The sequence below is a fragment of the Methylobacterium fujisawaense genome (assembly GCF_014138435.1).
Taxonomy (GTDB): domain Bacteria; phylum Pseudomonadota; class Alphaproteobacteria; order Rhizobiales; family Beijerinckiaceae; genus Methylobacterium; species Methylobacterium fujisawaense.
Genome location: NZ_JACJIM010000006.1, coordinates 428,693 through 455,634, shown reverse-complemented (window position 1 = coordinate 455,634; position 26,942 = coordinate 428,693). Strand labels below are relative to the sequence as shown.

Sequence of the window (26,942 nt, the reverse complement as noted above, 5' to 3'; positions counted from 1 at the left end):
CTAGGTTCAATGGGACAGGAACAGCGGCACGGGACAGTTCCGCAGGAGCGAGCGGGTGACGCCGCCCAGGAAGAACTCCCGCTTGGGAGAATGCCGGTAGGCTCCCATCACGACCAGGTCGGCGCGGAACAGGCCGGCCTGGCTGCGCAGGGTCTCGGCGATGCCGTCCCCCTTCGGCAGGTCGTTGACGACGACGTTCACGCCGTGCCGCGCGAGGTGGGGCGCGAACTCGGCCCCGGGGACGGCCTCGTGGATCTCCGCGTCGTCGCAGACCGAGACGACCTCGATCGCTTCGGCGGCGCGCAGGAACGGCAGGGCATCGTTGGCGGCCCGCGCCGCCTGCGCGCTGCCGTCCCAGGCGACGATGATCCGCCGTGCGGCGAAGGCGTCGCGGCCCGGCGGCACCGCGATGACCGGCCGCCCGCTCTCGAAGAGCGCCCGCTCGATGGTCTCGCGATCGAGGTCGAACCGTCGCGGTCCCGCGTCCAGGACCGTGAGGTCGTGCAGGCGCGCCTGCGTGGCCAGCCGGGTCACGACGTCCGGGTAGGTCAGCCCCGGCGCCTCCGTCGTGCAGACAACGCCGACCTGGGCCGCATCGCCGGCCGCACGCTCCGCGATGGAGCGCGCCAGCGCGTCGAGACGGCGGTCCACGAGGGCCTCGCCCACGTAGTCGAACTCGCCGAGCCACGCGTCGTCGCCCGTGAGGCGCCAGGAGGCCGACTGCACGGTGAGGTGCGCATTGGCCGCCTTGGCCAGCGTCAGCCCGTAGCCGATCGCCGCGATGGGGGGATCGAACTCGCCCTCCACGGTCGTGCCGACGAGGACGTCGCGAATGCCCGCGAGTGGGGAGCGGGAGGGGCTGGACATGGAGCGTCTCCGATTCGTGCCGGCCCCATGGTTCGTCCCGTCGCGGCTGGGCAGCCTTGATCCACCTCAAGCGGCCCACGATGCGGAGTGTTCAATTTCGCACATTCGCCCGACGGGATCGTCTATATTCGACCAACAACACTGCCGAAAGGCTGTTCACTGATTCCAAAATGCAGTAATTTTTGGTTGTCATGGCGCAACCGATTGGAAGTTCGGGACGGATGCGTTTTCATCGTCGCGGCCCGCAGGACCTCTCCGGGTGCAAGCGATGACGAACCCCGTCGACGCGCCCGGCCACCCTCGCGACGATGCCACCGCTCAGACCGGCGACGACCTGCGGTTGACGCTCGACGAGGTGGGCATCTGCATCTGGTCGCTGGACATCGTGACCGGTCGCGCCACGGTGTCGCCGACCTGTGCCCGCCTGTTCGGCGTCCCGGCCGAACGATTGACCACCTTCGCCGCCTCACAGGCCCTCGTGCATCCGGAGGACCGTCCAGCCCGCGCGGAGGCCATCGAGAGAGCCGTGCGGGAGGGGGGCAGCTACGAGGTCGATTACCGCGTCCTGCGCCCCGACGGGCATGTCTGCTGGCTGCGCTCGCGCGGCCGGGTGCAACTCGACCCGGAACGCAGCCCCTTCCGGCTCCGCGGGGTCGTGCTCAATATCGACGAGCAGAAACGGGCCGAGGTCGACCTGCGGGCCCGCGAGGCTCACCTGCGCTCGATCCTCGACACCGTGCCGGAGGCCATGGTCGTCATCGACGAGGCCGGCCGGATCCATTGGTTCAGCGCGGCGGCCGAGCGTCTCTTCGGCTACGCGGCCGACGAGGCGGTCGGTCGGAACGTCCGCATCCTGATGCCGGAGCCGATGCGGAGCGAGCACGACGCCTACCTCGACCGCTACCGGCGGACCGGCGAGCGCCGCATCATCGGCACCAACAGGGTCGTGACCGGCCTGAGGCGGGACGGCTCCACCTTCCCGATGGAGCTGGCCATCGGCGAGATGCGCGCGGGCGAGCAGGTCTTCTTCACCGGCTTCATCAACGACCTGACCGAGCAACGCCGCACGCAGGCCCGTCTCGAGGAACTCCAGGCGGAGCTGGTCCACATGTCCCGCCTCAGCGAGATGGGCGAGATGGCTTCGACGCTGGCCCACGAGTTGAACCAGCCGCTCGGGGCCATCAGCAACTATACCAAGGGCTGCAAGCGCCTTCTGGCGCATCCCAGTCCCGAGAACGTCGCCAAGACGGTGGAGGTGCTCGACAAGGCCGCGGAGCAGGCCTTGCGGGCGGGACAGATCATCCGGCGCCTGCGCGAGTTCGTCACCCGCGGCGAGACCGAGAAGCGGGTCGAGCCCGTCGCGAGCCTGATCGAGGAGGCCAGCACGCTGGCCCTGGTCGGGGCCCGGGAGCAAGGCGTTGTCGCGCGCGTGCACGTGGATCCGAGGGTCACGTCCGTCCTGGCCGACCGCGTTCAGGTTCAGCAGGTCCTGATCAACCTGATGCGCAACGCCCGCGAGGCCATGCAGCAGGGGCACCGGCGCGAATTGCGCGTCGAGGCCTGCCCCGCGGGAACGGACCACGTCGAGATTGCCGTCGTGGACACCGGGCCGGGCATCTCGGACGCGGTGGCGGACCGGCTGTTCCAACCCTTCGTCACCACCAAGGCGAGCGGGATGGGCGTCGGGCTCTCGATCTGCCGCACCATCGTCGAGGCTCATGGCGGCCGCCTATGGGTCGAGCGCAACGAGGCCGGCGGGGCAACCTTCCGGCTGACGCTGCCGGCCGCGCACGATGGAGACCTCGGTCATGCCAGCTAGCCTTGTGCACGTGGTCGACGACGACCCGGCCATGCGGGACTCGGTCGGCTTCCTGCTCGGCACCGAAGGCTTCGAGGTGCGGCTCTACGAGACTGCGACCGACTTTCTCCAACGGCTCGTCGAGCCGGCAGCGGGCTGCGTCCTGACCGATATCCGCATGCCCGGTCTCAACGGCCTGGAGTTGCTCCGCCGCCTGCGGGCATCCGGCCACAAGCTTCCGGTTATCATGATGACCGGGCACGGTGACGTCCCGCTCGCGGTGGAGGCGATGAAGCTCGGCGCCTGCGACTTCATCGAGAAGCCGTTCGACGACGAGCCCCTCCTGCAGGCGCTGCGCTCCGCCCTGGAACGCAACGGCGCGGCCGAGGCGGTGGATCCGACGCTGCGGGAGTTCGTCCGGCGGGTCGGCACCCTGAGCGAGCGCGAGCGGCAGGTCCTCGACCAGCTGGTCGCCGGCGGCACCAGCAAGGAGATCGGCCGCACGCTCGACATCAGTCCGCGCACCGTCGAGATCTACCGGGCGAAGCTTATGGCCAAGACGCAGGCCGGCACCCTGCAGGAGCTGGTGCGCTGGGCGGTGTTGGCGGGCCTGGCCTGAGCCGGCCTTGAGGCAGGTCAAGGCCGGGATCCGGATCGCGCCCCATCCTGGCGGTCCCGAACCCGGACCGGCACCCCGCCGACGAACCTGCCGATCCAGCCGCCGATCCAGCCGCCGATACACCTCATGCCTGCCCTGCCCGACCTCATCTACGTGGTGGACGACGACGCGGCCGTCCTCCACTCCACCCGCTTCCTCCTGGAAAGCGAGGGCCTCCGGGTCGAGACCTTCGCGGACGGACCGGAACTGCTGGCCGCCTTCCCGGGGCCGAGCCCGGCCTTCGTCCTCCTCGACCACGTCCTGCCGGGGCTCGACGGCCTGGAAGTCTGCGCCAGGCTCCACGACCTCGATGCCCGCGTGCCCGTGGTCCTGATCACCGGACACCCCAACCCCGCCATCCGCGCCCGGGCCCGCGCCGCCGGGATCCCGCTGGTCGACAAGCCCCTCGCCTTCGACGCGCTCCTCGGGCTCCTCGCCCCGGACGCCGCCCGAGACACCGCCCGAGACGCCGCCCCGGCGCCACGCCCCGCGCCCCTCCCCCAGCCGGCCTGACCACACCCGGCGGAAACCAGACCGGCAAACCGGCGCGCGCCGGCGTGCTCGAGGCCGAGCCACCCTGGCCGAGGCGACCGTGGCGTCCGCATGCGGCGGCGGACGATCCGAAGGGCTCTGAACGCTCCGTCACAGCGTACGGCCAAGCAAAAGGACCGGCCCACGTCGCTCTTGTCTCCACGGCCCGACGATTTGCCAAGCTTATTCATGAACATTGCGGCGAAACCTGCACAAAGATCTTGAGCTGGATCAATGTATCGCCGCATCAATACGGAGACCCTGAAAATCGGGAAGGCGGTAGGCCGTCTGCCGCTCGCGCTCCGGACGCCCGCTCGGTCCGGCCGCCGGGGCCCCTTCGTCAGGGGGAAGCCGATGAGAACCATCGAGAACCGAACCGAGGACATGATCCCGAACGCGCTCAACATCCTCCTCGGGATCACGCTCGTCCTCGCACCCTGGTATCTGGAGTTGAGCTACGATTCCGCCGCCGCACGCAACGCCTTTCTCAGCGGCGGCGCCATCACCGTCGTCGCGTTGCTGGCCCTCGGCCGGACCTACGATTGGGAAGAGTACCTCAACCTCGCCCTCGGCCTATGGGCGGCCATGGCGCCGTGGGCACTGGGCTTCGCGGAGACCAGGGGCGCCATGGGGGTGCATGTCGGGGTCGGGCTCGCGGTGGCCGCCCTGGCCGCGTTCGAACTCCGGCGGCTCTACGTGTCGCCCCAGGCGCGCTCGGTCTGAGGCGGGCCGGGCGCCGGAACGGCCGCGACAGCCCTGCGCCGCGCGCGGCCGCGTCCCTCACGGCATCGTTTCCAGGAGGCTGCCATGCCCCTCGACCCCGTCGCGCTCGCGGCCGCCGCGTCCTTCACGGTCGGCTGCGCGGGCATCCACGCCCTGCGCCGTCATGCCGACGTCCTCACGCTGGTTCTGGGCGTGCTGGCATACGGGCTCGCCACCCTGGTGGGCGCCCTCCTCGCGGGGCGCTCCGGCCTGCCCGGGCTCCCCGACCCGGTTCCCGCCTGGGCATTCGCGACGACCGCGGGCCTCTGAGCCCGACGCGCGGCACTACGTAATTGTCCGTAAGCAAGTTCGCTTAAGACACGAACCGGAATTTCATCGCTCCCCGAGGACGGCCAATCTCGCTCCCACGACGAGGTGAGGAGCGAAGCGATGAGCACCGACTACACCGCACGGACGTCCACGCAGATCCCGGCAGGCCATTCGGCGCCCTTCCCGAGCCTGGACGCAAGCGCCCTGTTCGCGGGCTGCCCCGAGGTGATCGGGACGCCGTTCTCCTACGCCCGCGAGGAGGAAGTCTACGGCGAGGGCGAGGAGGCCGAGTTCGTCTACAAGGTCGTCAGCGGCGCGGTGCGCACGCACAAGGTGCTGAGCGACGGCCGTCGTCAGATCACCGGCTTCCGCCTGCCCGGCGACCTGTTCGGGTTCGAGCAGGGCAAGATCCACCGCCACAGCGCCGAGGCGCTCACCGACACCAAGGTGCTGATCTTCAAACGGCGGCAGGTCGAGCGCGCCGCGACCGACCGGGCCGAGTTCGCCTGCCAGCTCTGGGACATGGCCACGAACGATCTGAGGCACGCCCAGGATCACATGCTGCTGCTCGGGCGCCGCTCGGCGGCGGAGCGCGTGGCAAGCTTCCTCATCGACGTGGACGCACGCCTGGGCGGCACCGGGACCTTCGCCCTTCCGATGACCCGGCGCGACATCGCCGACTTTCTCGGGCTGACCATCGAGACCGTGTCGCGCACCCTTTCGCAGCTGGAGGAGGACGGGGCCCTGCAACGCGTCGGCGGCCGCCAGGTCAGCCTGAGACGGGCCCGGCTCCACCGCATGATCGAGGACTGAGCGCGACGCCGCCCCGGCGGGTCGCGACGGATCGTGATGCCGCGCCGTCAATGGGCGAGGAACAGCGGAAGGGGGCTGCGGGCCAGGAGCGACTGGGTCACGCCGCCGAAGAACCATTCCTTCAGGCGGGCGTGCCGGTAGGCGCCAATCACCAGCATGTCGGCGCGGAACAGGCCCGCCTGGGTCCTGAGCGTCTCCGCGACGTCGTCGACGACCGGCAGGACGTTCACCGACACGGTCACGCCGTGGCGCGCGAGGTGCGGCGCGAACTCGGCGCCGGCGACCGCGGCCGACAGGTCCTTCTCGCCGACGACGGACACGATCTCGACCGCCTCGGCGGCGCGCAGGAACGGCAGGGCATCGTTCGCCGCCCGCGCGGCCTGGGCGCTGCCGTCCCAGGCGACGACGATCCGACCGGCAGGCCAGGCCGAGCAGCCCGCAGGCACCACGATGAGCGGGCGACCGCTGCCGAACAGGAGTCCGTCGATCAGGTCGCGGTCGAGATCGACCTCCCGCGCCTCCGCGTCCAGGATGGTCAGGTCGGCGAGGCGCGCGCGGGCGGTGAGCCGGGCGATCAGATCCGGGTAGGCCAGCGCGGGCGCCTCGGTCGTACAGGTCACCCCCGCACGGGTGGCATCCCCGGCGGCGCGTTCGGCGACGGCCTGGGCGAGGACGCGCAGGCGCCGGTTCTCGTCCGCGACGAGGCCGTCGACGAACCCCAATCCCGCGCCGCCCACCATGGTGAGACGGCGGGCCGCGGACTGGACGGTGAGGTGGGCGCCCGCCGCGGCGGCGAGCGTGAGGCCATAGCCAAGCGCCGTTCCGGGCTCGTCGCCGCGGCCCTCCTCGGTGACGGCGACCAGGATGTCGCGCAAGGCGGCGAGGGGCGATGAGGACGGGAGGGACATGAGAGCTCCGGGCTGCCGATCGCCCGAGTCTCGACGGGTGCGGCCGCTCGACCTTGATCCAGCTCAACGCCGGACCGTCGGCGACCGCGCCGGATCACCCGATCCGGTCAGGGCTTCTTGCGGAAGCGGGACACGAACCGCTCCACCGCCCGCGCCATCGCTTCGAGCCGCGGCTTCAGCGCCGGGATGTCCTCGCTCAGGAGGGCGAAGCCGAGGGGCAGCATCCAGAGGCCGAGGATCGGCAGGAACGACAGCAAGCCGCCGCCGATCAGGGCGAGCGCCGCCGCCAACCGCGCCGGCCGCCGCGAGGGCTTCCTCAGCCACGTGACCGCATCGCGCAGGCGCCCGGGAAGGCGGCCGGTCAGCCGCTCCATTCGTGCATCCCAATCCGCTGCGGTCGGGTCCGTCGTGATCCTGCTCATGGACGACAGCTTACACGAAGGCGCGCGGGCCGTGGGCGCGGAGGGGCACCGGACCTCACGTCGGACGGCCGTCGCGCCCGGACGGCCGGCGGGCTCCTGCCGCCAGGGTGGCGAGTTGGACGACCAGGAGCGGTGCGAGGCTCACCGAGAGGACGAGCATCCAGCCGTTCCGATCGAGCGGGACGAGGCCCAGCAGGCGGCCGACCGGCGGGAGATAGGCCGGGCCGACGAGCAGCGCCGTGCACAGGAGCAGGGCGGCCCAGACCCAGGGATTCCGGGTGACCTCGTTGCGGAGGAGCGGCGCGCTGGAGGCGCGCATGTTGAACACCTGCCAGAGCTGCGCGAAGGCGAGCGTCAGGAACGTGACGGTCACGACCGAGGCCGGATCGAAGGCGAGCCAGAACGTGGCGGCGGCGCCGGCCGCGAAGGTCGCCGCCGTCATCGCGGCGGCGTGCAGGCCGATCCGCGTCCATTGCGCCCGCCCCAGAATGGGCTCCTTCGGATCCCGCGGCGGTCGCCGGAGGATGTCGTCCCGGCCTTCGCCGAGGGCCAGGGCGAAGGCCGGGAACACGTCGGTCACGACGTTCAGGTAGAGGATCTGCATCGGCAGGATCGGTAGCGGCAGCGTCGACACGACCGCGAGCCCGACGACCATCACCTCGCTCAGGTTGCAGGCCAGCAGATAGGTGACGAACCGGCGGATGTTGTCGAAGATGATCCGCCCCTCGCGGATCGCGCCCACGATGGTCGGGAAGGCATCGTCGAGGAGGATCATGGCGGCGGCCTCGCGCGCCACGTCCGTCCCCCGCCGGCCCATCGCGACGCCGATATCCGCCTGCCTCAGCGCCGGGGCGTCGTTGACGCCGTCGCCGGTCATGGCGACGACCTCGCCCTTCGCCTGGTAGGCGCGGACAAGCGCCAGCTTCTCGGCCGGGCTCACGCGGGCGAAGACCGCGACATCCTCCAGCCCGTCCGGCAGGCCGGCATCGGGGACGCCCTCCGCGATGCGGTCCCCCGGACCGGCGAGACCGACCGCGAGGGCGATGCTCCGGGCGGTTACGGCGTGATCGCCGGTGACCATGACCGCGCGGATGCCCGCGGCGCGGCAGGCCGCCATCGCCGCCGGCACGTCCTCCCGGGCCGGGTCCTCCAACCCGACCAGCCCGAGGAACGTGAGATCCTCGAAGGGCGGGCTTCCCGGGTCCGCGACCGTCCTCTCGGCGCAGGCGATGACCCGCAGGCCCCGTGCCCCCAGATCCTCGACGCGGCGTCGCCACAGGGTGCGGTCGCCCGCGTCGAGGGGACGATCATGCGCGCCGTCACCGGTGCGCCGCGAGGCGGCGAGCACGGCCTCCGGGGCGCCCTTGACCGCCACCCAGAAGCCCGGCCCCGCAGCATGGACGGTGGCCATCATGCGGACGGCCGCCTCGAAGGCGTGCTTTCCCACGAGAGGGCGGTCGCGCCCGAGGGCCGCGCGGTCGAGGCCGGCGGACCGCCCCGCCCGCAGCAGCGCCTGTTCCATCGGGTCGCCGCTGCCGTCTCCGGCGCCCGATCCGAGCGCGGCGTCGTTGCAGAGCACCGCAACGCGGAGCAGGCGTCCGGCTTCGATCGATGGCCCTCCCTCGGCCAGGTCCCCCTGCCCGGAGGGCAGCGACAATTGCCGCACCGTCATCCGGTTCTCGGTGAGCGTCCCCGTCTTGTCGGTCAGGATGACCGTCGTGGCGCCGAGCGTCTCGACGGCCGACAGGCGCTCGATCAGCGCGTTCCTGCGGGCCATCCGCCACATGCCGCGCGCGAGCACCAGGGTCGCGACGATGGGCAGGCCTTCCGGAATGGCCGCGACCGACAGCGCGATGCTGGCCTCGGTCATGAGGCGGAGATCCTTGCCGGTTGCGATGCCGAGGCCGGCCAGGAGAACGGCCACCCCCAGGACCGCCCAGACCATCTGGCCGGACAGGCGGCCCAGGCGCCGTTCCAGGGGCGATCCCTCCGGGTCGGCCTGCGCGACGAGGCGCGACACCGCCCCGAGTTCGGTCGCCGCGCCGGTCGCGACCACGACACCCGCACCGCTCCCGCGGGTGACCAGCGTGCCCCGGAACAGCATCGACGCGCGCTCCGCGAGGCGTGCTTCCGCGGCGACCGGCTGTGCCGACTTGTCCACCGGCACGGATTCCCCCGTGAGGGTCGACTCGTCGGCGCCCAGGTTCGACGCCTCGACCAGCCGGATGTCGGCCGGGACCGCATCGCCGCCCTCGATCAGCACGATGTCGCCCGGGACGAGATCCTCGGCGGGCAGGACCCGGATGTGCCCGTCGCGGCGGACGCGGGCCGAGCGCGTCCCGAGCGACCGCAAGCCCTCGACGGATCGGACCGCCCGCAGCTCGGTGAAGAAGCCGAGGCCGGTATTGATGGCCAGCACCGCAATGACGGCGGCCGCCTCCTGCCAATCCCCGAAGTAGAGCGAGAGCCCGCCGGCCGCGGCGAGCAGGTAGACGACGGGGCTCGCGAGCTGGTGCAGGAGCAGGGACAGCCTGCCGGCCCTCTCGGTCGTGGCGATCACGTTCGCGCCGAACCGCGCGCGCCGTTGCCGGGCCTCCGCATCGGTCAGGCCCGCAGGCAGGGCGGTCTCGAAACGCCCTGGAACCTCCGCGACCGGCAGGGCATGGACGGGTTTCGTCCCCGCCGCCGGGCACCCGGTCGCGGCCGGCGGGCTGGGCCATTCGGGATCCTCGGCCGGATCCCGCTCAAGCATGGCGCAGCCGGTCGAGGCGCGCGGCGTTCGGGCAGAAATCCGGGTAGGTGCGGGCCGCCGTTCCGGCCCGGAGCTCGCGTTCGCAGCGGCTCCGCGCGCCGCAGGCCCGGCAAGCGGACTCGAGCGCCCGCATGGTCTCGGGCTCGCTCCGCCGAACGGCTTCGGGGTCGAGCTGCAGGCGTCGCATCAGGCTGACGACGCCCTGGAGCTTCGCGCCGGCTTCCGGCGACAGGCCGGCGGGCGCCGCGGCGTCGGCCTCCATCATCGTCTCCATCATCTCCTGGTCGATGTCCCGGATTTCCTGCGCCGCCTTCAGGAGGCAGCACCATCCGGTCATCGCGGCGGCGACGCCGAATGGATCGAAGGGGTCGGTCTTGTCGGCTGGTGCGGCCATCACAGACTCCTGAAAGTCCCTGCGTGCCCCACCGCGGCGGCGGCGCCCTTGATCCATCTCAAGGCCGATCCGGCGACATCGGCGCACATCTCGGTCGGCGGCGGCCCAGGGCCCGCCACACCCCGGGGACGAGGGGCGATGCGAATCATCGACAACCAGCCGGAAGACATCTTCCTGGGGGGCTGGAACCTCATGCTGGGGGCGGGCCTGATCCTGGCGCCCTGGTACTTCGGCTTCCGATCCGAGGACATCGCGGCCTGGAACGCCTGGATCACCGGGGCGACGATCCTGGCCTTGGCGGCCCTGACGCTGATGCGCACCCGTGAGGGAGAAGTGTACGCCATCGGGGCGGCCGGTCTCTGGTCCTGCGCGGCCCCCTGGGCGCTGGGCTTCCAGGACGCCGCGGCCTGGGCTCACGTGGGCCTCGGCGTCGCCCTCCTCGTCTCGGCCGGCTCCTGGCTGTGGCGGCTGCGGGACCTACCCGCCTCCCAGAAATCGGCCCAGAAATCTGCCCAGAAATCTGCTTGGCAAACCGCGCCGCCCGCGGCCCGCGCGACGCCCAGGGTCAGCGAGGATCGATCCGCATGTCGACCGGGGACCAGGACGCCGTCGCCGCGTTCCTGACGCACGCCCTGTCGGGGATGGGGCAGGTGGAGACCGTAACCACCCACATCTCCCGGCTCTTCCTGGCCGGCAGCCGCGTGTTCAAGCTCAAGCGCGCCGTCCGCTTCCCCTATCTCGACTTCTCGACCCCCGAGCGGCGCCTCGCAGCCTGCGAGGCCGAGGTCGTGCTCAACCGCCGCACGGCACCCGCGCTCTACCTCGGCGCCCGGCGGATCACGCACGGACCGGACGGGGGCCTGGCCTTCGACGGGACCGGGAACCTCGTCGACGCCGTGGTCGAGATGCGGCGGTTCCCGGAGGCGGACCTGTTCGACACCCTGGCGTGCGAGGGGCGCCTCGGACCGGACCATATCGCGGACCTTGCCCAGGTCATCGCCGCCTTCCATGCCGGCGCGGAGATCCACCGCGACAAGGGCGGGGCCGCCGCCCTGACGGCGCTCGTCGACTTGAACGCGGCGGCGCTCCGGGCGACGGGGCTCGCCTCGACCGGCGCGGTGGCGACGCTGACGGCGCGGTTCCGGGCGGTTCTGGCGCGGCATGCCCCCCTGCTCGACGCCCGCCGCGCCGCCGGCAAGGTCCGCCGCTGCCACGGCGACCTCACCTTGCGTAACATCTGCCTGTTCGAGGGCAAGCCGACGCCGTTCGACTGCATCGAGTTCAGCGAGACCATCGCGACGACCGACATCCTGTACGACCTCGCCTTCGTCCTCATGGACCTCTGGCACCGGTCGCGCTTCGACCTCGCCAACCTCCTGCTCAATCGCTACCTCGATGAGGCGGACGAGACCGACGGTCTCGGATTGCTGCCGGTCCTGATGGCGCTGCGCGCGGTGATCCGCGCCCACGTCACGGCGGCTCAAGCGGCGGACGGAACCGGCGCGGCCGCCGCCGCCAGGACCGCCGAGGCGCGCGCGTATCTCGCCCTCGGGGAAGACCTGCTGACCGACAGGCCGGCGGGCCTCCTGGCGGTCGGCGGCTTCAGCGGTTCCGGCAAGTCGAGCGTCGCGGCGGCGGCGGCCCCCTGGCTCGGCGCGGCCCCGGGCGCTCGGATCCTGTCGAGCGATCGGATCCGCAAGCGCCTGCACGGGGTCGACGCCCTGACGCGGCTCCCGGCGGCGGCTTATGCCCAGACCGTGTCGCGGCGCGTCTACGCGATCCTGCGGCGGGACGCCGGGCGGGTCCTGGCCGCGGGCCATTGCGTCGTCGCCGATGCGGTCTTCGACCGACCGACCGAGCGGGCGCAAATCGAGGCCCTCGCCCGAGACCGGGGGGCCCGGTTCTGCGGCGTCTGGCTGGAGGCCCCGGCCCCATTGCTCGCGCGCCGCATCGACAGCCGCGCCGGCGACCCTTCGGATGCCACCGCGACGGTCCTGGCGGCCCAGGTCGCGCGGGGTCGCGGCGCCCTCGCGTGGCACGAGCTCCGCGCCGATCAGCCCGTGGACGCGTTGCGCGCGACGGTCCTGTCGCTCCTGGGGAGCGCCGGCGTGACGGGCTGGCCGGCGGCCCGGCCACCCGACGGGTCACCGGCGACCCCAACCCCGCCGGATCGGCCGGAGCGGGCACGGGGCGTTCCGACGACGATCGCCATCGCGCAGGGCCCGCCTCCGCACACGCGGTGACGTTGACGCACGTCAAGGCGAGGCCGGGCGCGGAGAGCCATCCTCACCGCGCGCGTGGACGTCGAACCGGGCGATGCCGTTCAAACCGATCGCAAGCAAGGCGGCACGCGACCGGGGGCCGACCGGTCGCGGCGCCGCGTGCTGCCTCGCCGGGGCGGCCTGGCTCGCCGGCGCCGCCGGCGCGCTGCTCACGAGCCCCGCCGCACCCGATGCCGGCCTACGCCCGGACGGGTTCCAGGACTCGCCCTATCGGGACCTGCGGCTCTTCGGGGCCGCATTCCACGCCATCCGGTCACGGGCGGCCGATATGCGCGGCGACGGTCCGTTGATCGACGCGGCCATCGTCGGAATGCTCGCCGCGCTGGACCGGCATTCACACTACCTCACCGCGGCCGAGTTCCGCCGGCTCGATGAGCAGGATACGGGAAGCTATGCCGGCATCGGCGTGGTCGTCGACGCGGACGGGACGGTGCGGCGCACGCTTCCCGATGCCCCGGCCGCGCGCGCCGGCCTCACGCCCGGGACAATCATCCAGGAGATCGACGGCGTCGCCATCGGGCGCATCGCGCCCGACCAGGTCGCCGACCGCCTGCGCGGAGAGCCGGACTCGACGGTGCGCGTGCGGGTCGTCCGGCCGGGCGAGCCTGCCCCGGCCGAGATGGTCCTGATCCGGGAGTGGCTGCCGCTGCACCCGGTGCGTCTGAAAGCCCTGGATACCGTCGCCTATCTCGGGCTCGACCACTTCGACGAATTCACGACCGGCCGGCTGCTCAGGGCGGTGGCGAACCTGAAGGCCGGCATCGGCCGTGACAGGCTCACGGGGTTCATCCTGGACCTGCGCGGCAATCCGGGGGGCCTCGTCGTGCAGGCCGTCGCGGTGGCCGGGGCCTTCCTCGGACGGGGCGAGATCGTGCGCCTGGTCGGCCGGGACCCCGGCAGCGTCGAGCGGTTCGCGCTGGACAGGACCGGTGCCGACGTGATCGACGGCCTTCCGCTGGTCGTGCTCGTCGACGGCGGGACCGCGTCCGCGGCCGAGATCGTCGCCGGCGCCCTTCAGGATCACCGGCGCGCGATTCTCATCGGGACGCGCACCTACGGCAAGGGGGCGGTCCAGACCACCTATGCCCACCGCGACGGGCGCGCGCTGCGCCTCACCACGGCCTGGTTCGTCACGCCCGCGGGCCGCCGGGTGGACGGCAACGGCATCGCACCCGACCGCGTGGTGACCCCGGACGGCATGGCGGCCGGGACGCAGGGCCGCCTATCGCCGGAGCCCGGTGCGGGCGGCGGCTCGCTGCAGGACGGCTTCGTCGCGGACGGCCTCATCGATCCGTCGCGGGACCGGCCGTTGACGGCGGCCGTGCAGCATCTCCTGGCCGTCAGCCAGAGCGGCGGCGGCGGCTTGATCCACCGCAACGACCCCAGTCCCAACCGGTGATGTCGTGCCGCCGCGAGCGGGAGAGCGACGGGTCGACCCATGGAGATGACGGCGGTTCCGGCGCGCGCGCGCGACATCGCCACTCCGACGGAGCTGTCGTCGCCCGGGCCGAGCGGGGCGTTCTGGGTGCGCGGCCTCGAGACGCTCTGCGCCGAGCTCCGATGCGGGCTCGACGGGCTCGGCGCGGTCGACGCCGCGCGACGGCTCGAACGCTACGGGCCGAACAGCGATGCCGGGACGCGGGCCGGCGGCGCCCTGCAGGCCGTGCTCCGCCGCCTGCTCGAACCGCTCGCCCTGATCCTGATCGCGGCCGGCCTCGTCTCGGTCGTGACCGGCGACGTGGTGGGAGGCGTCATCATCGTCGCCATCCTCGGCCTGTCCATCGGCCTCGACACGGTGCAGGAGGGCCACGCCACACGGGCCGCCGAGGCCCTGCGCCACACGGTGGCGCTGAAGGCTGAGGTCAGGCGGGACGGCAGCTTCGTCACGGTCCCGGTGGAGCAGGTGGTTCCCGGCGACATCCTGCGCATGCGGGCCGGCGACATCGTCCCGGCCGATGCCCTCGTGATCGACGGCGACGCCTTCACGGTGGCCGAGGCCGCCCTGACCGGCGAGCCCTACCCGGTGGAGAAGCGGGCCGGGCCGGTGACGTCTCCAGAGCCGGCGGAGGCCTCGAACGCCGTGTTCCGCGGCGCCGTCGTGCGGACGGGCAAGGCAACCGCCCTCGTCGTCGCGACCGGCCCCGCCACGATGTTCGGCGCGGCGGCCTCGGTTCTGGCCGAGACGCGGGCATCCTCGCCCTTCCAGCGCGACCTCCACGCCTTCGGGCTCATGGTCGCCCGGCTGACCCTGGCCCTGGTGCTCAGCGTCCTGGCCGCCCGCGTCGTGCTCGGCCGCCCCGTGCTCGACTCCCTCCTGTTCGCGGTCGCGCTCGCCGTCGGCCTCACCCCGGAACTGCTGCCGATGGTCACGACGGTGACGCTCTCGCGGGGCGCGCTGCGCATGGCGGCCCGCAAGGTCATCGTGAAGCGGCTCGCCGCGATCCACGACCTCGGCGCGATGACGGTGCTGTGCACCGACAAGACCGGGACGCTGACCTCGGCCGAGATCGCCCTGGGCCGGAGCCTCGATCCGGCGGGCCGCGAGGACGGGCGGCCGTCGCGGCTCGCGGCGGTCGCGGCCGATCTCGGCGGGGATCGCAGCTCGCTCGACGCGGCCCTCATCGACCATCACCCGAACGCGGGCCGGGCGTGGGTCCTGGCCGGCCAGCGGGCGTTCGACTACGGGCGGCGCACCGGGTCGGTCCTCGCGCAGGGACCGGAGGGGCCGCTGCTGATCCTGAAGGGCGCGCCGGAGGCGGTCCTGGCGCTGTGCACCGCGCGCCGCGCCGGCGAGGGGACGGAGCCGATGGGCCCGGAGGAACGCGGCGCGGCCCTCGGGCAGGTCCGGAGCCTGGCCGAGGAGGGGCTGCGCACCATCGCGGTCGCGTCGCGGCCCTGGTCGGGGCCCATGCGGCCGCCCGGAACCGCGGACGAGGCCGACCTCGTCTTCGAGGGCTTCTGCGCCTTCGCCGACCCGCCCAAACCGACGGCCGCCGCCGCCGTCACGCGGCTCGCGCGCGCCGGCGTGCGCCTGAAGATCCTGTCCGGCGACGACCCGGTGGTCGTGCGCCGCCTCGCGAGCCTCGTCGGGCTTCACACCACCACGGTCCTGTCCGGCTCCGAGGTCGCGGCCCTGAGCGATGCGGCGCTCGCGGTGCAGGCCCGCAAGGTGGACGCCTTCGGACGGCTCACCCCGGACCAGAAGGCGCGCATCGTGCGGGCGCTTCAGGCCAGGGGCGCGATCGTGGGCTTCCTGGGTGACGGCATCAACGACGCGCCGGGCCTCGCGCAGGCCGATATCGGCCTCTCCGTCGAGGGCGCGACCGGGGTCGCGCAGGCCGCGGCCGACATGATCCTGCTCGCCTCGGACCTCGCGGTCGTCGCCGACGGCGTCGAGGAGGGGCGGCGGACCTTCACCAACATCCTGAAGTACATCCGCATGGGCGCGAGCTCGAACTTCGGCAACATGCTCTCGATGGCGGTCGCGTCGGTGACGCTGCCGTTCCTCCCGATGCTGCCGACGCAGATCCTTCTCAACAACCTGCTCTACGACCTCTCGGAGGTCGGCATCCCCTTCGACCATGTGGCGCCGTCCGCGACCGCCCGGCCACAGGTCTGGGACATGGCGGCCATCCTCCGGTTCGCGGGCGTGATGGGCCCGCTCTCGTCGCTGTTCGACCTCCTGACCTTCGGCGCCCTGCTCTTCCTCTTCGGTGCCTCGGCGGAGGAATTCCGGACGGCCTGGTTCCTCGAATCCATGGCGACGCAGATCCTCGTGATCTTCGTCATCCGGACGAGCGGGCGCCCCTGGCGGGATCGTCCGAGCGCGGCGCTGGCGTGCTCCTCACTCGCCGCGCTGGCGGCCGCGCTGGCCCTTCCCTTCACGCCGGCAGGGCCTTGGTTCGGCTTCCAGGCCCCGCCCCTCCCGACGCTCCTCGGCATCGCGCTGATCACCCTCGCCTACCTCGCGGCGGTCGAGACCGTGAAGCCCTGGGCCGCCCGCCCGCCGCACCGCGCCCGCCATCGGCGCGCCGAACCTTGATCTGCCTCAAGGCCGGCGGCGTCGGCCGGTTGAAGGATGGCCGCACCGCAGCCGGCGCGGTCCGGCACCGCTCACGGGATGGAGGCTTCCATGACCACGACGTTCGACGAGCGCGAGCGAGCCGCCGAACGCCGCTTCGTCCAGGAGGAAGAGGCGCGGTTCCACGCCCGCAACCGGCGCAACCGGCTCCTGGCCGCCTGGGCCTCCGAGCGGATGAACCTGACCGGCCAGGCGGCGGAAGACTACGTCACCGCCGTCACGGAGTACGCCGTCGTGACCGAGGACGAAGCGCTGATCGACAGGCTTCGGTCGGATCTCGGGGCGGCCGGCATCGACGCGACGATCCCCCGCCTGCGCACGGAGCTGGAGCGGTGCGCCGCGCTCGCCCAGGCCGAGCGGCGCGTCGGCGTCGCGCTGAATCGAGGCTCCTCCGTCTAGGCCGCGCCGCAGCGCCGAGGAGCCCCCGCGCCAGCCAGAACGATCGGGAGACACGCCATGAGGAAGGACCCCATGACCGACAAGGACCTGCGCCGGGCGGTGCTCGACGAACTCGACTTCGACCCGAGCCTGGACGCCGGGGATATCGGCGTCGCCGTCTCCGAAGGGGTGGTGACGCTCAACGGCCATGTCGGCAGCTACGCCGAGAAGGTGGAGGCGGAGCGCGCCGTGCGCCGCGTCCGGGGCGTGCGCGCCATCGCGCAGGGGATCGCGGTCCGCTACGCCGACGAGAAGAAAGTGGCCGACGACCAGATCGCCGCCCGGGCGCTCGCGATCATCGACTGGTCGGTGCATCTCCCGAAGGACGCCATCCAGGTGAAGGTGGCCGGCGGCTGGGTCACGCTGACCGGCACGGTGGACTGGCAGTACCAAGTGGCGGGCGCCGAGGCGGCCGTCCGGAAGCTCACCGGCGTGCACGGCGTGACCAACCTCATCGAAATCCGGCGGCAGGTGCCGCCGGCGGCGGTCAAGGACAAGATCCTGGAGGCGTTCCGGCGGGGCGCCCTGTTCGAGGCGGAGGGGATCAAGGTCACCGTCACGGGGGACAAGGTGACCCTGGAAGGGGCGGTGACGGCCTGGGCCGAGCGCGATGCGGCCGAGCGCGCCGCGTGGTCGGTGCCGGGCGTGCGCGCCGTCGAGGACCGCATCGTGGCCCTGAGCTGAGGAGGACCGCCATGTCCGGCGAATCGCACGCGCTCGACGCCGCCCCGCTCCAGGGTGGACGACCTCCGGGGAAACCCGATGCCCGGCCCGGACTGTCTCGCGTGACGCTGACGCTGGCGCGCTGCCCGGAGCATCCGGACGGCAGCACCGGACGGGGCTACGAGATCGTGGCGCCCCTCACGCCAGACGGGCACCTCGACCCGGCGCTCTGGCGCGAGACCCGCGACCGGTGCCGCGTCCGCCGCTTCTGGATCGGCGAGCCGGACCGGCACGGCCGCCTGGTGCACCGGGCCGGTGGCGAGGGCGGCGCGACTTGGCTGATCGACTACGAGGACTGGACGAACGAGGATGACGAGGCCGGCTACCATCTGGGTACCCACGTCTTCGTCGAAGGCGAGTACGTCTCGATCCGGGACGCCGGCGGCGCGGTCTACCGCACGTTCAAGGTCGCCCGCCTCACCCATCCGGACGGCGGGGACGGATCATGACGGGCGGGGGCGCGGACTGTCCCGTCTTGCCCCTGTGCCCGCCTCCGTGCCCGCCTCCGTCGGAGTTCGGGCCCGCCGAGAGCACCCTTCTGACGCGGTGGCGCACCTTCTGGCGCGATCTGCCGCTCGCCCGGGCCGGCGCGGTCGACCGTCTCCTGTACCGATGGGTAAGGCCGGCCGACATCGCAGCCCATTCCGTCGGTTCGACGGAGGGGCGCGACGGCCGCGATGGCGGGGTCGGGATGGGGGGTGTGCGCGCGTGAGCGCGATGGAGCGTGCAGCCCCCCGCCGTCCCTCAGGGTGCGGCGATGATCTCCGGGGGCCGCCGGGCGGCAGGCGGTGCATCGTGCCGCGATGCCGGATGGCGTGGAGGCTTCGAACCGGGCGCCTTTGATCCACCGCAAGGCACGACCGCGGCGCGGCGCCGACCTGTTTCCATCCAGCGAGACTGGGGGCGCATGATGTCGATAGCCGAAGGGAAGACGCGCTCAAGGCTGAGCCACGAAGCGATCACCGCCCAGGGATGCGAGGCGGCGCAATCCCCCCCTGGCCCGACACGGCCCCCGACACGGCCCCCGACACTACCGCCGACACTCCCCCTGGCACGCGCCCGGGACGCGCAGACGGGCCGGCGGAAGTTCGCCCGCGACCCCACGCGCCCGTCGGGCGTGGATTGGACCTTGACCATCCGGCGCAGGCTGGATCGGTCCGGCGGCGTCTGGGCCGCGGAGATCGATGCCCTCGCCGCATCCGTATCCCGGGTCGTGAACGTCGAGGCGGACACGGACATCGTGCGCGAGGGCGACACGCCGACCGAATGCCGCCTTCTGCTGGAGGGTTGGACGTGCCGGTACGTCCCCTTGAAGGACGGCAGGCCGCAGATTCTCGGCCTGCAACTCGCCGGCGACGCCCTGGACCTGCAGGGCCTTCTGCGGGGCGAGATGGATCATGTCATCGCCACGCTCACCCCATGCCGCATCGGCATCATTCCGCACGGCGTCCTGCACGGGCTCGTCGAGCGGCATCCCGGCATCGGCCGTCTGATTCAGGTCGAAACCGCCACCGAGGCGGCCATAACCCGCCGCTGGCTCCTGAATGCGGGGCACCGTCAAGCCTATGCGGGGATGGCGCACCTGATCTGCGAACTCTTCACCCGGGCCGCGGTGGCCGGCATGACCGAGGCCTTCCGATTTCCGATGCCCCTGACGCAGACGGAACTCGGCAGCGCCCTGGGCCTCACATCGGTCCACGCGAACCGGACCATGAAGAGGCTCCAGCAGGCCGGGCTCGTGTCCAAGCGATGCCGATGGATGACCATCGAGGACTGGGACGGTCTCCGGAAGGTCGCCGAATTCGACCCTGCCTACCTGAACCTGGATTTCCCGCCCCCCTGACCCGGGGTGGACACGGCCCGGGTTCGGCTCCCCCCGGATCCGGGTTTGGGGTGGCCCTCGCGGAGGGACTCATCCGCGATTGCGTCCAGCCCGGGGGATGGCGCGGCCCCGAAGACGGCCCGAAGACGCCTCGAAGACGCCTCGGGCGGCACGCGCGCTTCGGGCCGTCGCGACACCCCGAAGGTCGGGCACCGATACCGTGATCGCAGTCAGGAAGGGACGCCCGGGGGGTTCGTCCAGCGCGCCCAGCACCGGCGCGTCGAGGCCTCCGATCGGGAGCGCCGCTCATGACCGGTGTCGGCGACCGCGGGCGCGCCACGCCGGGTCGTCGGCACCCGGCCGGGACAGGGCGCGGCGCAGGCTGGAGGCGCCGGCGTCGAGGACGCGGATCATCGCCCGGCCTCAGGTGACGACCGTCCAGTCGTCCAGGGTTTCGCCCGGGCGAGGCTCTTTTCCCGTGGTCGGACCGCACTGCATGATGTCGCCGTCGATCCGCCGACGGTCCGGATGCGGGTGCGCATGCCGGTCCGGCCAGACCCAATCCCGCACCTCCGGCAGGTCGTCGCCGGTGCGACGGACATACGCGTGATGGGCCGCCAAGGCATCCCGCAGCGCCTGCTCGGCATGCTCGGCGCATGCCCCGAGATGGGGGACCGTCTGCAGCGCGGCGAGCGCGAGGTGGAAGCGGTCGAGGCGGTTCAGCACGCACATGTCGAAGGGCGTCGTGGTCGTGCCCTCCTCGATGAAGCCGTGGACGTGGAAGTTGCCATGGTTCGTCCGCTTGTAGGTCAGCCGATGGATGAGCCACGGATAGCCGTGATAGGCGAACACCACGGGCCGATCGGAGGTGAACAGGCTGTCGAAGGTTGCGTCGTCGAGCCCGTGGGGGTGCGTCTCGGGCGCAGGCAGCGTCATCAGGTCGACGACGTTCACCACCCGGACCTTGAGCGCGGGGACATGTCGGCGCAGCCAATCCACCGCGGCGAGCGTCTCCTGGGTCGGCACGTCGCCCGCGCAGGCCATCACCACATCCGGCTCCCCCGCACCCTCGTTGGAGGCCCAGTCCCAGATGTCGACGCCGGCCGCGCAATGGCGGACGGCCTCGTCCAGACTCAACCACTGCAGGGCCGGCTGCTTGCCGGCCACGACGACGTTGATGCGGTCGTAGGTGCGCAGGCAATGATCCATGACGCAGAGCAGGGTGTTCGCGTCCGGCGGCAGGTAGATGCGGGCCGTGTCGCCCCGCTTGTTGGCCACGAAGTCGATGAAGCCGGGGTCCTGGTGGCTGAAGCCGTTGTGGTCCTGCCGCCAGACATGGGACGAGAGAAGGATGTTGAGGGACGGCACCGGCCGGCGCCAGGGCAGGTCGCGCGCGGATTTCAGCCACTTGGCGTGCTGGTTCACCATCGAATCGACCACGTGCGCGAAGGCCTCGTAAGTCGCGAACAGGCCGTGCCGCCCGGTCAGCACGTAGCCCTCCAGCCAGCCCTCGCAGAGGTGCTCGCTCAGCACCTCCATGACGCGGCCGTCGCGGGCGAGGTTCTCGTCGCCCGGCAGGATCGCCTCCTGCCAGGCGCGGCTCGTCACCGCGAAGACCGCGTCGAGGCGGTTCGAGGCGGTCTCGTCCGGCCCCATGATGCGGAAGTTGCGCGCCGGCGCGTTCAGGGTCAGCACCTCCCGAAGGTAGGCCCCGAGCGCGCGGGTGGCCTCGGCCCTGGTGCGGCCGGGCTCCGGCACCGCGACGGCCGCCACGCTCAGGTCGGGTAGGCGCAGAGGCGCGCTCTTGTGCGCGTTGGCGTGCGGATTGGCCGAGATGCGCCGCGCCCCCTTCGGCGGCAGCGCGGCGAGTTCGGGGACGAGGGCGCCGTCCTCCGCGAACAGCTCCTCCGGACGATAGGAGCGCATCCAGGCTTCGAGGATCGCCCGGTGCTCCGCGTTCTCCCGGACGGCGGCGACCGGCACCTGGTGCGCGCGCCATGTGCCCTCGACGGGCTTGCCGTCCACGCAATGCGGCCCCGTCCAGCCCTTGGGGCTGCGCAGCACGATCATGGGCCAACGGGGCCGCTCGACGGCGCCGCGTCCGGCGCGCGCCCGGATCTCCGCGATGGTGTCGAAGGCGGCATCGAGGGCCGTGGCCATGGCCTGGTGCATCGGGGCCGGGTCGTCGCCCTCGACGAAGACCGGCGCGTAGCCGTAGCCGACGAGAAGGCTGCGCAGCTCGTCCGCGGGCATGCGGGCGAGGACCGTCGGGCTGGCGATCTTGTAGCCGTTGAGGTGCAGGATCGGCAGGACCGTGCCGTCGGAGCACGGGTCGAGGAACTTGTTCGCGTGCCAGGCGGCGGCGAGCGGCCCGGTCTCGGCCTCGCCGTCCCCGACGATGCAGGCGACGGTCAGGCCCGGGTTGTCGAGGGCTGCCCCGAACGCATGCGCCAGAGAGTAGCCGAGTTCGCCGCCCTCGTGGATCGAGCCCGGCAGCTCGGGCGAGGCGTGGCTCGGGATGCCGCCGGGGAACGAGAACTGCCGGAACAGGCGGCCCATCCCGACCGCGTCCCGGGCCACGTCCGGGTAGATTTCGCTGTAGGTGCCCTCCAGGTAGGCGTTGGCCACGAGACCCGGCGCACCGTGGCCCGGTCCCCAAACGGCGATCATGTCGAGGTCGCGCTGCCGGATGATCCGGTTCAGGTGCGCGTAGATGAAGTTGAGGCCGGGCGTCGTCCCCCAGTGGCCGAGGAGCCGCGGCTTGACGTGCTCCGCCTTGAGCGGCTCGCGCAGGAGCGGGTTGGCCATGAGGTAGATCTGCCCGACCGACAGGTAGTTGGCGGCGCGCCAGTAGGCGTCGATCGTCCCGAGGCCATCGGGTCCGAGCGGCCCGGGCACGAAGGCCAGGCCGTGTCCGTCGTCCCGGCCTTCGCCGTCGCGGCGCTCCTTCGAGCCGTGCCTCGCGTCCATGTCGGCCTCCCGGCGGATCCGTAACCCGGGGCGGACCCTGCCGGGGGCCGGGCCCGGCGGCGTTGAGGTGGATCAAGGCCCTCCCCGGGCAGGACGGCAAGATGGCCCCGTCAGCCAAGACGGGAGCGAACGATGACCCTGGTGCTTCGATCCACCCACATCCGGACGGTGCGCCGCGTATGGATGCCGCTCAGGCTCGAGCCGCGGAACGACGCGGGCCGGCGCGTCGTGGCGGATGGCTACCACTACGGGCGCATCGGCAGTCTGCAGGCCCTGGCCCTGGCCATCGCGGCCTCGGCGGTGACGACTGTGCTGCTCTGGCTGGTCCTCTGAACCGAGCGACGCGGGGAGACGGGTGATGGACGACAAGACCGTGCACCAGCATGTGCTCGACGAGCTGGAATACGCTCCGATGATCGACGCGGCGCAGATCGGCGTCACCGTCGAGAACGGCATCGTGACCCTGACGGGGCATGTCCGCAACTACGCCGAGAAGGGCATCGCCGAGCGCGTCGTGCTGCGGGTCCGCGGCGTGCGGGGCGTGGTGGAGCGGATCGAGGTCCGTTATCCGAACTGCCCCATCGTCGGCGACGAGGCCCTGGCCGAGCGCTGCGCCCGGGTGCTCGCATGGGACGTGCAGATCCCGGAGAACGCGGTCACGCTCAAGGTCGAGAAGGGCTGCGTCACGCTCGACGGCTGTGTCCCGTTCTATCACCAGAAGGCGGCCGTCGATCAGGCGCTGCGGCGCCTGGCCGGCGTCACCGACATCGTCAATCTCATCGCGGTGAAGCCGCTCGCGCAGGCCACCGAGGTGAAGTCCCGCATCCTCGCGGCCCTGAGACGGAGCGCGCGGGATCCGGATACGATCCGCGTGCACGTGGACGGCGACAAGGTCACCCTCGACGGGTGCGTCGATGTCTGGAGCGAGCGCGAGATCGCCGAGCGGGCCGCGTGGTCGGCGCCCGGCGTCCGCGCCGTCGAGGATCGCCTGACCCTCGCGTGAGGCCGGCCCGATGCTGGCCATGGTCCTGCGGGAGATCGGCGCGGCCCTCGTCCCGGAGGAGCGTCCGGACCCGGACCCCGGGCCGGGCGAGGTGCGCATCCGGGTCGAGGCCTGCGCGGTCTGCCGGACCGACATCCACGTCATCGACGGCGACCTGCCCCAGGCCGTCTATCCCATCGTGCCGGGACACGAGGTCGTCGGGCGCGTCGAGGCGGTCGGCGCGGGCGTGACGGCGCCGCGACCGGGCATGCGGGTCGGCGTGCCCTGGCTCGGGCATGCCTGCGGGCACTGCGCCTACTGCGAGACGGGGCGCGAGAACCTCTGCGACGCCCCCGGCTTCACCGGCTGCACCCGCGACGGCGGCTTCGCGAGCCATCTCCTGGCCGAGGCCGCCTTCACCATCCCGCTCGACGCGCGCCTGGACCCGGTCGCGACGGCGCCCCTTCTGTGCGCCGGGCTGATCGGCTGGCGCACGCTGCGGATGGCCGGCGATGCCGGAACGGTCGGTCTCTACGGGTTCGGGGCGGCCGCCCACATCGTCGCCCAGATCTGCCGCTGGCAGGGGCGGCGCGTGTTCGCGCTGACCCGGCCGGGCGACCGGGACGCCCAGGACTTCGCGCGCACGCTGGGGGCCGCGTGGGCCGGCGGGTCGGACGAGGCGCCGCCCGAGCCGATGGACGCGGCCCTGATCTTCGCCCCGGACGGGAACCTCGTCCCGCGGGCCCTCGGCGCCCTGCGCAAGGGGGGCCGCGTGGTCTGCGGCGGCATCCACATGAGCGACATCCCGGCCTTCCCCTACGACCGGCTCTGGGGCGAGCGCTCCGTGCATTCGGTGGCGAACCTCACGCGCGAGGACGCCCGCACCTTCTTCGCCGTCGTGCCGCAGGCCGGCCTCGTCACGCACACCCGCACCTACGCGCTGACCCGCGCCAACGAGGCCGTGGCGGATCACCGGTCCGGCGCCCTCCGGGGCGCGGCGGTCCTCGTGCCCTGATCCCACGTCCCGGGGGCGCGAGGCCGTCCGGGCGGGGCACCGGGTCGAGGCGGTTTCGGGCGATCGGCGGGGGCGGTCCGGCCGGAACGCCGCCTCAGGCGCCCTGCCGCGGGAGCGTGTCGAGGGCCTGCCGGAGCAGGGCGTACTTTGCCAGCGTGACGCGCCACTCCCGGAACCAGTCGATCAGGCCGCCCCACGGATCGTTGAGCTGCCTCAGGCCCGCGACGAAGGCCACGACGGTCCCGAGATCCGTCTCGCCGTTCACCACGAGGTAGCCGCCCAGCCCCAGGGTCAGCGCCACCCCGGCGTGGTGCATCAGGTTCATGAGGAAGTTCATCGAGAACTTCAGCTTGAAGATGCCCATGTTGAGCCGGAACACCCGCTCGATGCGCGCGTCCTGAAGCCCCGTGGCCTCGTGTCGGTGCCGGCCGATGATGCCGCCGCTGATGCGGCGCAAGGCGCCCGTCCGCGCGACCACGCGGCGGTTGATCGCCTGCTGCATCAGCGGCACGAAGACCATCTGCGGTACGAACACCGCCAGCGCCAGGGCCGCCATCAGCGGGTTGAGGTACAGCATGTACCCGAACGTCCCCAGCACGATGCCGCCCTCCAGGACCGGTTCCGAGACGCTCACGCCGACGAAGGCGCCGACCGGCTCCGCCTCCGCCAGGACGAGGGAGACCTCCACGCCCTCGACCGCCGCACGGTCGCCCGGGGCGAGGGTGCCGAGGTCCTGCAGCAGCGTCCTGCGGAGCCGGCGGACCGCGCTCTCGCTGACGTAGCTGCGGTATATGTTGAGCGCGAGCTTGAGGGCCCCCATCGCCGTGGCAGCCGCGATGTACAGGGCCGCGAGCAGGAGGATGGTTCGGGCGCTCCCGCCGGGAAGGGCCGCGTTGACGACCCGCCGCTGCAGCTCGAGGGGCGCCAGATCCGCCACGAAGAGGGCCGTCGCCATCGCCACCAGGGCCAGCTGATGGGCGCCGCTCGCGCTCGCGATGAAGGCCGGGAGGGTCCGCGGCGTCGCCAGCCCATCGCGGGAGGGCCCGAAACCGGGCAGGCCTGAAGCCAGGATCGCGGAAGCGGACGGCATGAGACCTCCATCCGCAACCTCATGTCCCCATCCGGCGGGACCGGGCATTGCGATCGGTCAATCGTCCCGGACATCGCGCCCACCGCGCGGCGGGACACGCGCCCTCGCGGCTTGCGGCGGCCCCGGTGCGGTTGAGCTGGATCAAGGCCCCGGCCACCCGCACGGGCAAGAGTCGCCGGGCCGGGCGGACGGGCCCGCGCCGGGAGGTGATCATGCGGATCTCCAACATCTTGGTCTCGGTCGACCGCGGGGCCACGGCCGTCGACCGCGTCCGGCTCGCCGCCGACATCGCCTGGCGCTTCGACACCACCCTGATCGGCGTCGCCGCGCGGCAGCTCGTCACCATGATCCCGGTCGAGAGCGCCGACGCGTCGCAGCGCATCTTCGAGATCGAGGAGACGCGGGCGAAGGAGGAGCTGGCCGAAGGGCGGGCGCTGTTCGAGCGCGAGGCCGGCGAGCGGGTCAGGACCGCGTGGCGGGAGGCGCTGGCCGAGCCCCTGGCCTTCCTGGTGGAACAGGCCCGCGCCGCCGGCCTCGTGGTGGTGAGCCGTCAGGGGCCGGCCGACGGCGATCCCGGGCCGATGGGTGTCGCCGCGGGCGGCCTGCTGATGGAGGCGGGGCGTCCCGTCCTCATCGTGCCGCCCGGCCTCCATCGGCTCTCGGCCAAGCGGATCGTCGTGGCCTGGAAGGACACCCGCGAGGCGCGCAGGGCCGTCCACGACGCCCTGCCGTTCCTGGTGCGGGCCGACCAGGTCCATGTCGCGGTCGCGGGTCCGGAGGCGCGCCGCGAAGGCGCCACGGACGTCGCCGCGTACCTGTCGGGGCACGGCATCCGCGTCGCCACGCACCTGCTGCACAAGCCCGAGATCAGCGTCGCGGACGAGATCCTCCGCTTCGCCCGGCGGGAGGAGGCGGATCTGATCGTCATGGGCGCCTACGGCCATTCCCGGCTGCGCGAGTGGGTCTTCGGAGGCGCGACCCGCGAGATGCTGGAGACCACCACCGTCTGCTGCCTGATGAGCCACTGATGCGCACGACCCGCCTCCTTCTCGCCGGCGTCCTGGCTGCCCTCCCGCCTCTGCCCGCCGTGTCGGCGCCGGCCTGGAACCTGCAGATCCGGCAAGGCGAGACCCTCGCGCGGACCAACTGCGCCCGGTGCCACGCCATCGGGCGGGCCGGGGAAAGCCCGCTGCGGGCCGCGCCCCCCTTCCGCGATCTCCACACGCGCTACCCCGTCGAGGATCTCGGCGAGGCGCTCACCGAGGGGATCCGCACGGGCCACCCGACCATGCCCGAGTTCCGGTTCGATCCGGACCAGGCGCAAGACCTGATCGCCTACCTCAAATCGCTGGAACGCTGAGGGA

The 26,942-nt window shown here is 72.4% G+C and carries 26 protein-coding genes; 19 read left to right on the top strand and 7 right to left on the bottom strand.

Going from position 1 to position 26,942, the window contains the following annotated elements:
• Positions 1-6: 6 nt before the first annotated feature.
• Complete coding sequence (locus GGQ91_RS20810; protein WP_043354344.1) at positions 7-867, bottom strand: universal stress protein; 861 nt, start codon at positions 865-867, stop codon at positions 7-9.
• A 268-nt stretch (positions 868-1,135) separates the two neighbouring features.
• Here GGQ91_RS20810 and GGQ91_RS20805 point away from each other — a divergent pair, with 268 nt between their 5' ends.
• The 6 genes from GGQ91_RS20805 to GGQ91_RS20780 all read left to right on the top strand — a co-directional run bounded on the left by GGQ91_RS20805 (position 1,136) and on the right by GGQ91_RS20780 (position 5,699).
• The gene (locus GGQ91_RS20805) at positions 1,136-2,686 is read left to right on the top strand and encodes a PAS domain-containing sensor histidine kinase (RefSeq protein WP_081948865.1); all 1,551 of its coding nucleotides are present in this window, start codon (positions 1,136-1,138) and stop codon (positions 2,684-2,686) included.
• The gene (gene fixJ / locus GGQ91_RS20800; RefSeq protein WP_182592758.1) at positions 2,676-3,284 is read left to right on the top strand and encodes a response regulator FixJ; all 609 of its coding nucleotides are present in this window, start codon (positions 2,676-2,678) and stop codon (positions 3,282-3,284) included. The genes GGQ91_RS20805 and fixJ overlap by 11 nt, the downstream gene beginning before the upstream one ends.
• Positions 3,285-3,410: 126 nt before the next feature.
• Positions 3,411-3,836, top strand: coding sequence for a response regulator transcription factor (locus GGQ91_RS20795; protein WP_182592757.1), 426 nt, complete (start codon positions 3,411-3,413; stop codon positions 3,834-3,836).
• A 372-nt stretch (positions 3,837-4,208) separates the two neighbouring features.
• Complete coding sequence (locus tag GGQ91_RS20790) at positions 4,209-4,577, top strand: SPW repeat protein (protein ID WP_043387222.1); 369 nt, start codon at positions 4,209-4,211, stop codon at positions 4,575-4,577.
• A gap of 84 nt (positions 4,578-4,661) precedes the next feature.
• Positions 4,662-4,886 carry a hypothetical protein gene (locus GGQ91_RS20785; protein ID WP_043354335.1) on the top strand — a complete coding sequence of 75 codons (225 nt, stop codon included), beginning with the start codon at positions 4,662-4,664 and terminating at the stop codon, positions 4,884-4,886.
• A gap of 120 nt (positions 4,887-5,006) precedes the next feature.
• Positions 5,007-5,699 carry a helix-turn-helix domain-containing protein gene (locus tag GGQ91_RS20780; protein ID WP_043354333.1) on the top strand — a complete coding sequence of 231 codons (693 nt, stop codon included), beginning with the start codon at positions 5,007-5,009 and terminating at the stop codon, positions 5,697-5,699.
• A gap of 47 nt (positions 5,700-5,746) precedes the next feature.
• Here GGQ91_RS20780 and GGQ91_RS20775 read toward each other — a convergent pair whose 3' ends face one another.
• From GGQ91_RS20775 to GGQ91_RS20760, 4 genes are all read right to left on the bottom strand, one after another.
• Complete coding sequence (locus GGQ91_RS20775; protein WP_182592756.1) at positions 5,747-6,607, bottom strand: universal stress protein; 861 nt, start codon at positions 6,605-6,607, stop codon at positions 5,747-5,749.
• 107 nt (positions 6,608-6,714) lie between these two features.
• On the bottom strand, positions 6,715-6,981 hold the full coding sequence (locus GGQ91_RS20770) for a hypothetical protein (RefSeq protein ID WP_236952731.1): 267 nt from the start codon (positions 6,979-6,981) through the stop codon (positions 6,715-6,717).
• Between the two features lie 103 nt (positions 6,982-7,084).
• Complete coding sequence (locus tag GGQ91_RS20765; protein ID WP_179697328.1) at positions 7,085-9,781, bottom strand: cation-translocating P-type ATPase; 2,697 nt, start codon at positions 9,779-9,781, stop codon at positions 7,085-7,087.
• Positions 9,774-10,175, bottom strand: a complete 402-nt coding sequence (locus GGQ91_RS20760) for a DUF6455 family protein (RefSeq protein WP_182592755.1) — start codon at positions 10,173-10,175, stop codon at positions 9,774-9,776. Before GGQ91_RS20760 ends, GGQ91_RS20765 begins: the two co-directional genes overlap by 8 nt.
• A 138-nt stretch (positions 10,176-10,313) precedes the next feature.
• Here GGQ91_RS20760 and GGQ91_RS20755 point away from each other — a divergent pair, with 138 nt between their 5' ends.
• From GGQ91_RS20755 to GGQ91_RS20720, 8 genes are all read left to right on the top strand, one after another.
• Positions 10,314-10,799, top strand: a complete 486-nt coding sequence (locus GGQ91_RS20755; RefSeq protein ID WP_182592754.1) for an SPW repeat protein — start codon at positions 10,314-10,316, stop codon at positions 10,797-10,799.
• A complete protein-coding gene (locus GGQ91_RS20750; protein WP_182592753.1) occupies positions 10,760-12,418 on the top strand; it encodes a bifunctional aminoglycoside phosphotransferase/ATP-binding protein in 1,659 nt (552 codons plus the stop codon). The genes GGQ91_RS20755 and GGQ91_RS20750 overlap by 40 nt, the downstream gene beginning before the upstream one ends.
• A 73-nt stretch (positions 12,419-12,491) precedes the next feature.
• Positions 12,492-13,856, top strand: a complete 1,365-nt coding sequence (locus GGQ91_RS20745) for a S41 family peptidase (protein WP_182592752.1) — start codon at positions 12,492-12,494, stop codon at positions 13,854-13,856.
• Positions 13,857-13,895: 39 nt separating this feature from the next.
• A complete protein-coding gene (gene mgtA / locus GGQ91_RS20740) occupies positions 13,896-16,499 on the top strand; it encodes a magnesium-translocating P-type ATPase (RefSeq protein ID WP_182592751.1) in 2,604 nt (867 codons plus the stop codon).
• Positions 16,500-16,589: 90 nt separating this feature from the next.
• Positions 16,590-16,937 (top strand): DUF1476 domain-containing protein, encoded by a 348-nt coding sequence (locus GGQ91_RS20735; protein ID WP_043352687.1) that lies wholly within the window; start codon positions 16,590-16,592, stop codon positions 16,935-16,937.
• A 72-nt stretch (positions 16,938-17,009) separates the two neighbouring features.
• Complete coding sequence (locus GGQ91_RS20730; protein WP_182592788.1) at positions 17,010-17,660, top strand: BON domain-containing protein; 651 nt, start codon at positions 17,010-17,012, stop codon at positions 17,658-17,660.
• A gap of 11 nt (positions 17,661-17,671) precedes the next feature.
• Positions 17,672-18,148, top strand: coding sequence for a hypothetical protein (locus tag GGQ91_RS20725; protein WP_081948758.1), 477 nt, complete (start codon positions 17,672-17,674; stop codon positions 18,146-18,148).
• A gap of 680 nt (positions 18,149-18,828) precedes the next feature.
• Positions 18,829-19,542: a Crp/Fnr family transcriptional regulator gene (locus GGQ91_RS20720; protein ID WP_158713301.1), complete on the top strand. Its 714-nt coding sequence runs from the start codon at positions 18,829-18,831 to the stop codon at positions 19,540-19,542.
• A gap of 402 nt (positions 19,543-19,944) precedes the next feature.
• Here GGQ91_RS20720 and GGQ91_RS20715 read toward each other — a convergent pair whose 3' ends face one another.
• Positions 19,945-22,491 carry a phosphoketolase family protein gene (locus GGQ91_RS20715; RefSeq protein WP_182592750.1) on the bottom strand — a complete coding sequence of 849 codons (2,547 nt, stop codon included), beginning with the start codon at positions 22,489-22,491 and terminating at the stop codon, positions 19,945-19,947.
• A gap of 132 nt (positions 22,492-22,623) precedes the next feature.
• Between GGQ91_RS20715 and GGQ91_RS20710 the strand changes: the two genes are divergently transcribed.
• Genes GGQ91_RS20710 through GGQ91_RS20700 form a run of 3 tightly spaced genes read left to right on the top strand, consistent with a single transcriptional unit; the run spans position 22,624 to position 24,488 of the window.
• Positions 22,624-22,824 (top strand): hypothetical protein, encoded by a 201-nt coding sequence (locus GGQ91_RS20710; RefSeq protein WP_043759288.1) that lies wholly within the window; start codon positions 22,624-22,626, stop codon positions 22,822-22,824.
• A 25-nt stretch (positions 22,825-22,849) separates the two neighbouring features.
• A complete protein-coding gene (locus GGQ91_RS20705) occupies positions 22,850-23,494 on the top strand; it encodes a BON domain-containing protein (protein ID WP_043352669.1) in 645 nt (214 codons plus the stop codon).
• Between the two features lie 10 nt (positions 23,495-23,504).
• Positions 23,505-24,488: a zinc-dependent alcohol dehydrogenase family protein gene (locus tag GGQ91_RS20700; RefSeq protein WP_043387193.1), complete on the top strand. Its 984-nt coding sequence runs from the start codon at positions 23,505-23,507 to the stop codon at positions 24,486-24,488.
• 94 nt (positions 24,489-24,582) lie between these two features.
• On the opposite strand, the gene GGQ91_RS20695 is transcribed toward GGQ91_RS20700, so the two are convergent.
• Positions 24,583-25,578 carry an ABC transporter ATP-binding protein gene (locus GGQ91_RS20695; RefSeq protein WP_043352660.1) on the bottom strand — a complete coding sequence of 332 codons (996 nt, stop codon included), beginning with the start codon at positions 25,576-25,578 and terminating at the stop codon, positions 24,583-24,585.
• Positions 25,579-25,790: 212 nt separating this feature from the next.
• On the opposite strand from GGQ91_RS20695, the gene GGQ91_RS20690 reads away from it, so the two are divergent.
• Together GGQ91_RS20690 and GGQ91_RS20685 are read left to right on the top strand one after the other, a co-directional pair.
• Complete coding sequence (locus tag GGQ91_RS20690; RefSeq protein WP_043387218.1) at positions 25,791-26,606, top strand: universal stress protein; 816 nt, start codon at positions 25,791-25,793, stop codon at positions 26,604-26,606.
• Positions 26,606-26,938: a c-type cytochrome gene (locus GGQ91_RS20685; protein ID WP_053610283.1), complete on the top strand. Its 333-nt coding sequence runs from the start codon at positions 26,606-26,608 to the stop codon at positions 26,936-26,938. The genes GGQ91_RS20690 and GGQ91_RS20685 overlap by 1 nt, the downstream gene beginning before the upstream one ends.
• Positions 26,939-26,942 lie beyond the last annotated feature (4 nt).

Bases quoted from the DNA above. Each gene is read 5' to 3' on its own strand.
- GGQ91_RS20810 (WP_043354344.1), bottom strand. From the start codon at position 867: ATGTCCAGCCCCTCCCGCTCCCCACTCGCGGGCATTCGCGACGTCCTC.
- GGQ91_RS20805 (WP_081948865.1), top strand. From the start codon at position 1,136: ATGACGAACCCCGTCGACGCGCCCGGCCACCCTCGCGACGATGCCACC.
- fixJ (WP_182592758.1), top strand. From the start codon at position 2,676: ATGCCAGCTAGCCTTGTGCACGTGGTCGACGACGACCCGGCCATGCGG.
- GGQ91_RS20795 (WP_182592757.1), top strand. From the start codon at position 3,411: ATGCCTGCCCTGCCCGACCTCATCTACGTGGTGGACGACGACGCGGCC.
- GGQ91_RS20790 (WP_043387222.1), top strand. From the start codon at position 4,209: ATGAGAACCATCGAGAACCGAACCGAGGACATGATCCCGAACGCGCTC.
- GGQ91_RS20785 (WP_043354335.1), top strand. From the start codon at position 4,662: ATGCCCCTCGACCCCGTCGCGCTCGCGGCCGCCGCGTCCTTCACGGTC.
- GGQ91_RS20780 (WP_043354333.1), top strand. From the start codon at position 5,007: ATGAGCACCGACTACACCGCACGGACGTCCACGCAGATCCCGGCAGGC.
- GGQ91_RS20775 (WP_182592756.1), bottom strand. From the start codon at position 6,607: ATGTCCCTCCCGTCCTCATCGCCCCTCGCCGCCTTGCGCGACATCCTG.
- GGQ91_RS20770 (WP_236952731.1), bottom strand. From the start codon at position 6,981: ATGGAGCGGCTGACCGGCCGCCTTCCCGGGCGCCTGCGCGATGCGGTC.
- GGQ91_RS20765 (WP_179697328.1), bottom strand. From the start codon at position 9,781: ATGCTTGAGCGGGATCCGGCCGAGGATCCCGAATGGCCCAGCCCGCCG.
- GGQ91_RS20760 (WP_182592755.1), bottom strand. From the start codon at position 10,175: ATGGCCGCACCAGCCGACAAGACCGACCCCTTCGATCCATTCGGCGTC.
- GGQ91_RS20755 (WP_182592754.1), top strand. From the start codon at position 10,314: ATGCGAATCATCGACAACCAGCCGGAAGACATCTTCCTGGGGGGCTGG.
- GGQ91_RS20750 (WP_182592753.1), top strand. From the start codon at position 10,760: ATGTCGACCGGGGACCAGGACGCCGTCGCCGCGTTCCTGACGCACGCC.
- GGQ91_RS20745 (WP_182592752.1), top strand. From the start codon at position 12,492: ATGCCGTTCAAACCGATCGCAAGCAAGGCGGCACGCGACCGGGGGCCG.
- mgtA (WP_182592751.1), top strand. From the start codon at position 13,896: ATGGAGATGACGGCGGTTCCGGCGCGCGCGCGCGACATCGCCACTCCG.
- GGQ91_RS20735 (WP_043352687.1), top strand. From the start codon at position 16,590: ATGACCACGACGTTCGACGAGCGCGAGCGAGCCGCCGAACGCCGCTTC.
- GGQ91_RS20730 (WP_182592788.1), top strand. From the start codon at position 17,010: ATGACCGACAAGGACCTGCGCCGGGCGGTGCTCGACGAACTCGACTTC.
- GGQ91_RS20725 (WP_081948758.1), top strand. From the start codon at position 17,672: ATGTCCGGCGAATCGCACGCGCTCGACGCCGCCCCGCTCCAGGGTGGA.
- GGQ91_RS20715 (WP_182592750.1), bottom strand. From the start codon at position 22,491: ATGGACGCGAGGCACGGCTCGAAGGAGCGCCGCGACGGCGAAGGCCGG.
- GGQ91_RS20710 (WP_043759288.1), top strand. From the start codon at position 22,624: ATGACCCTGGTGCTTCGATCCACCCACATCCGGACGGTGCGCCGCGTA.
- GGQ91_RS20705 (WP_043352669.1), top strand. From the start codon at position 22,850: ATGGACGACAAGACCGTGCACCAGCATGTGCTCGACGAGCTGGAATAC.
- GGQ91_RS20700 (WP_043387193.1), top strand. From the start codon at position 23,505: ATGCTGGCCATGGTCCTGCGGGAGATCGGCGCGGCCCTCGTCCCGGAG.
- GGQ91_RS20695 (WP_043352660.1), bottom strand. From the start codon at position 25,578: ATGCCGTCCGCTTCCGCGATCCTGGCTTCAGGCCTGCCCGGTTTCGGG.
- GGQ91_RS20690 (WP_043387218.1), top strand. From the start codon at position 25,791: ATGCGGATCTCCAACATCTTGGTCTCGGTCGACCGCGGGGCCACGGCC.
- GGQ91_RS20685 (WP_053610283.1), top strand. From the start codon at position 26,606: ATGCGCACGACCCGCCTCCTTCTCGCCGGCGTCCTGGCTGCCCTCCCG.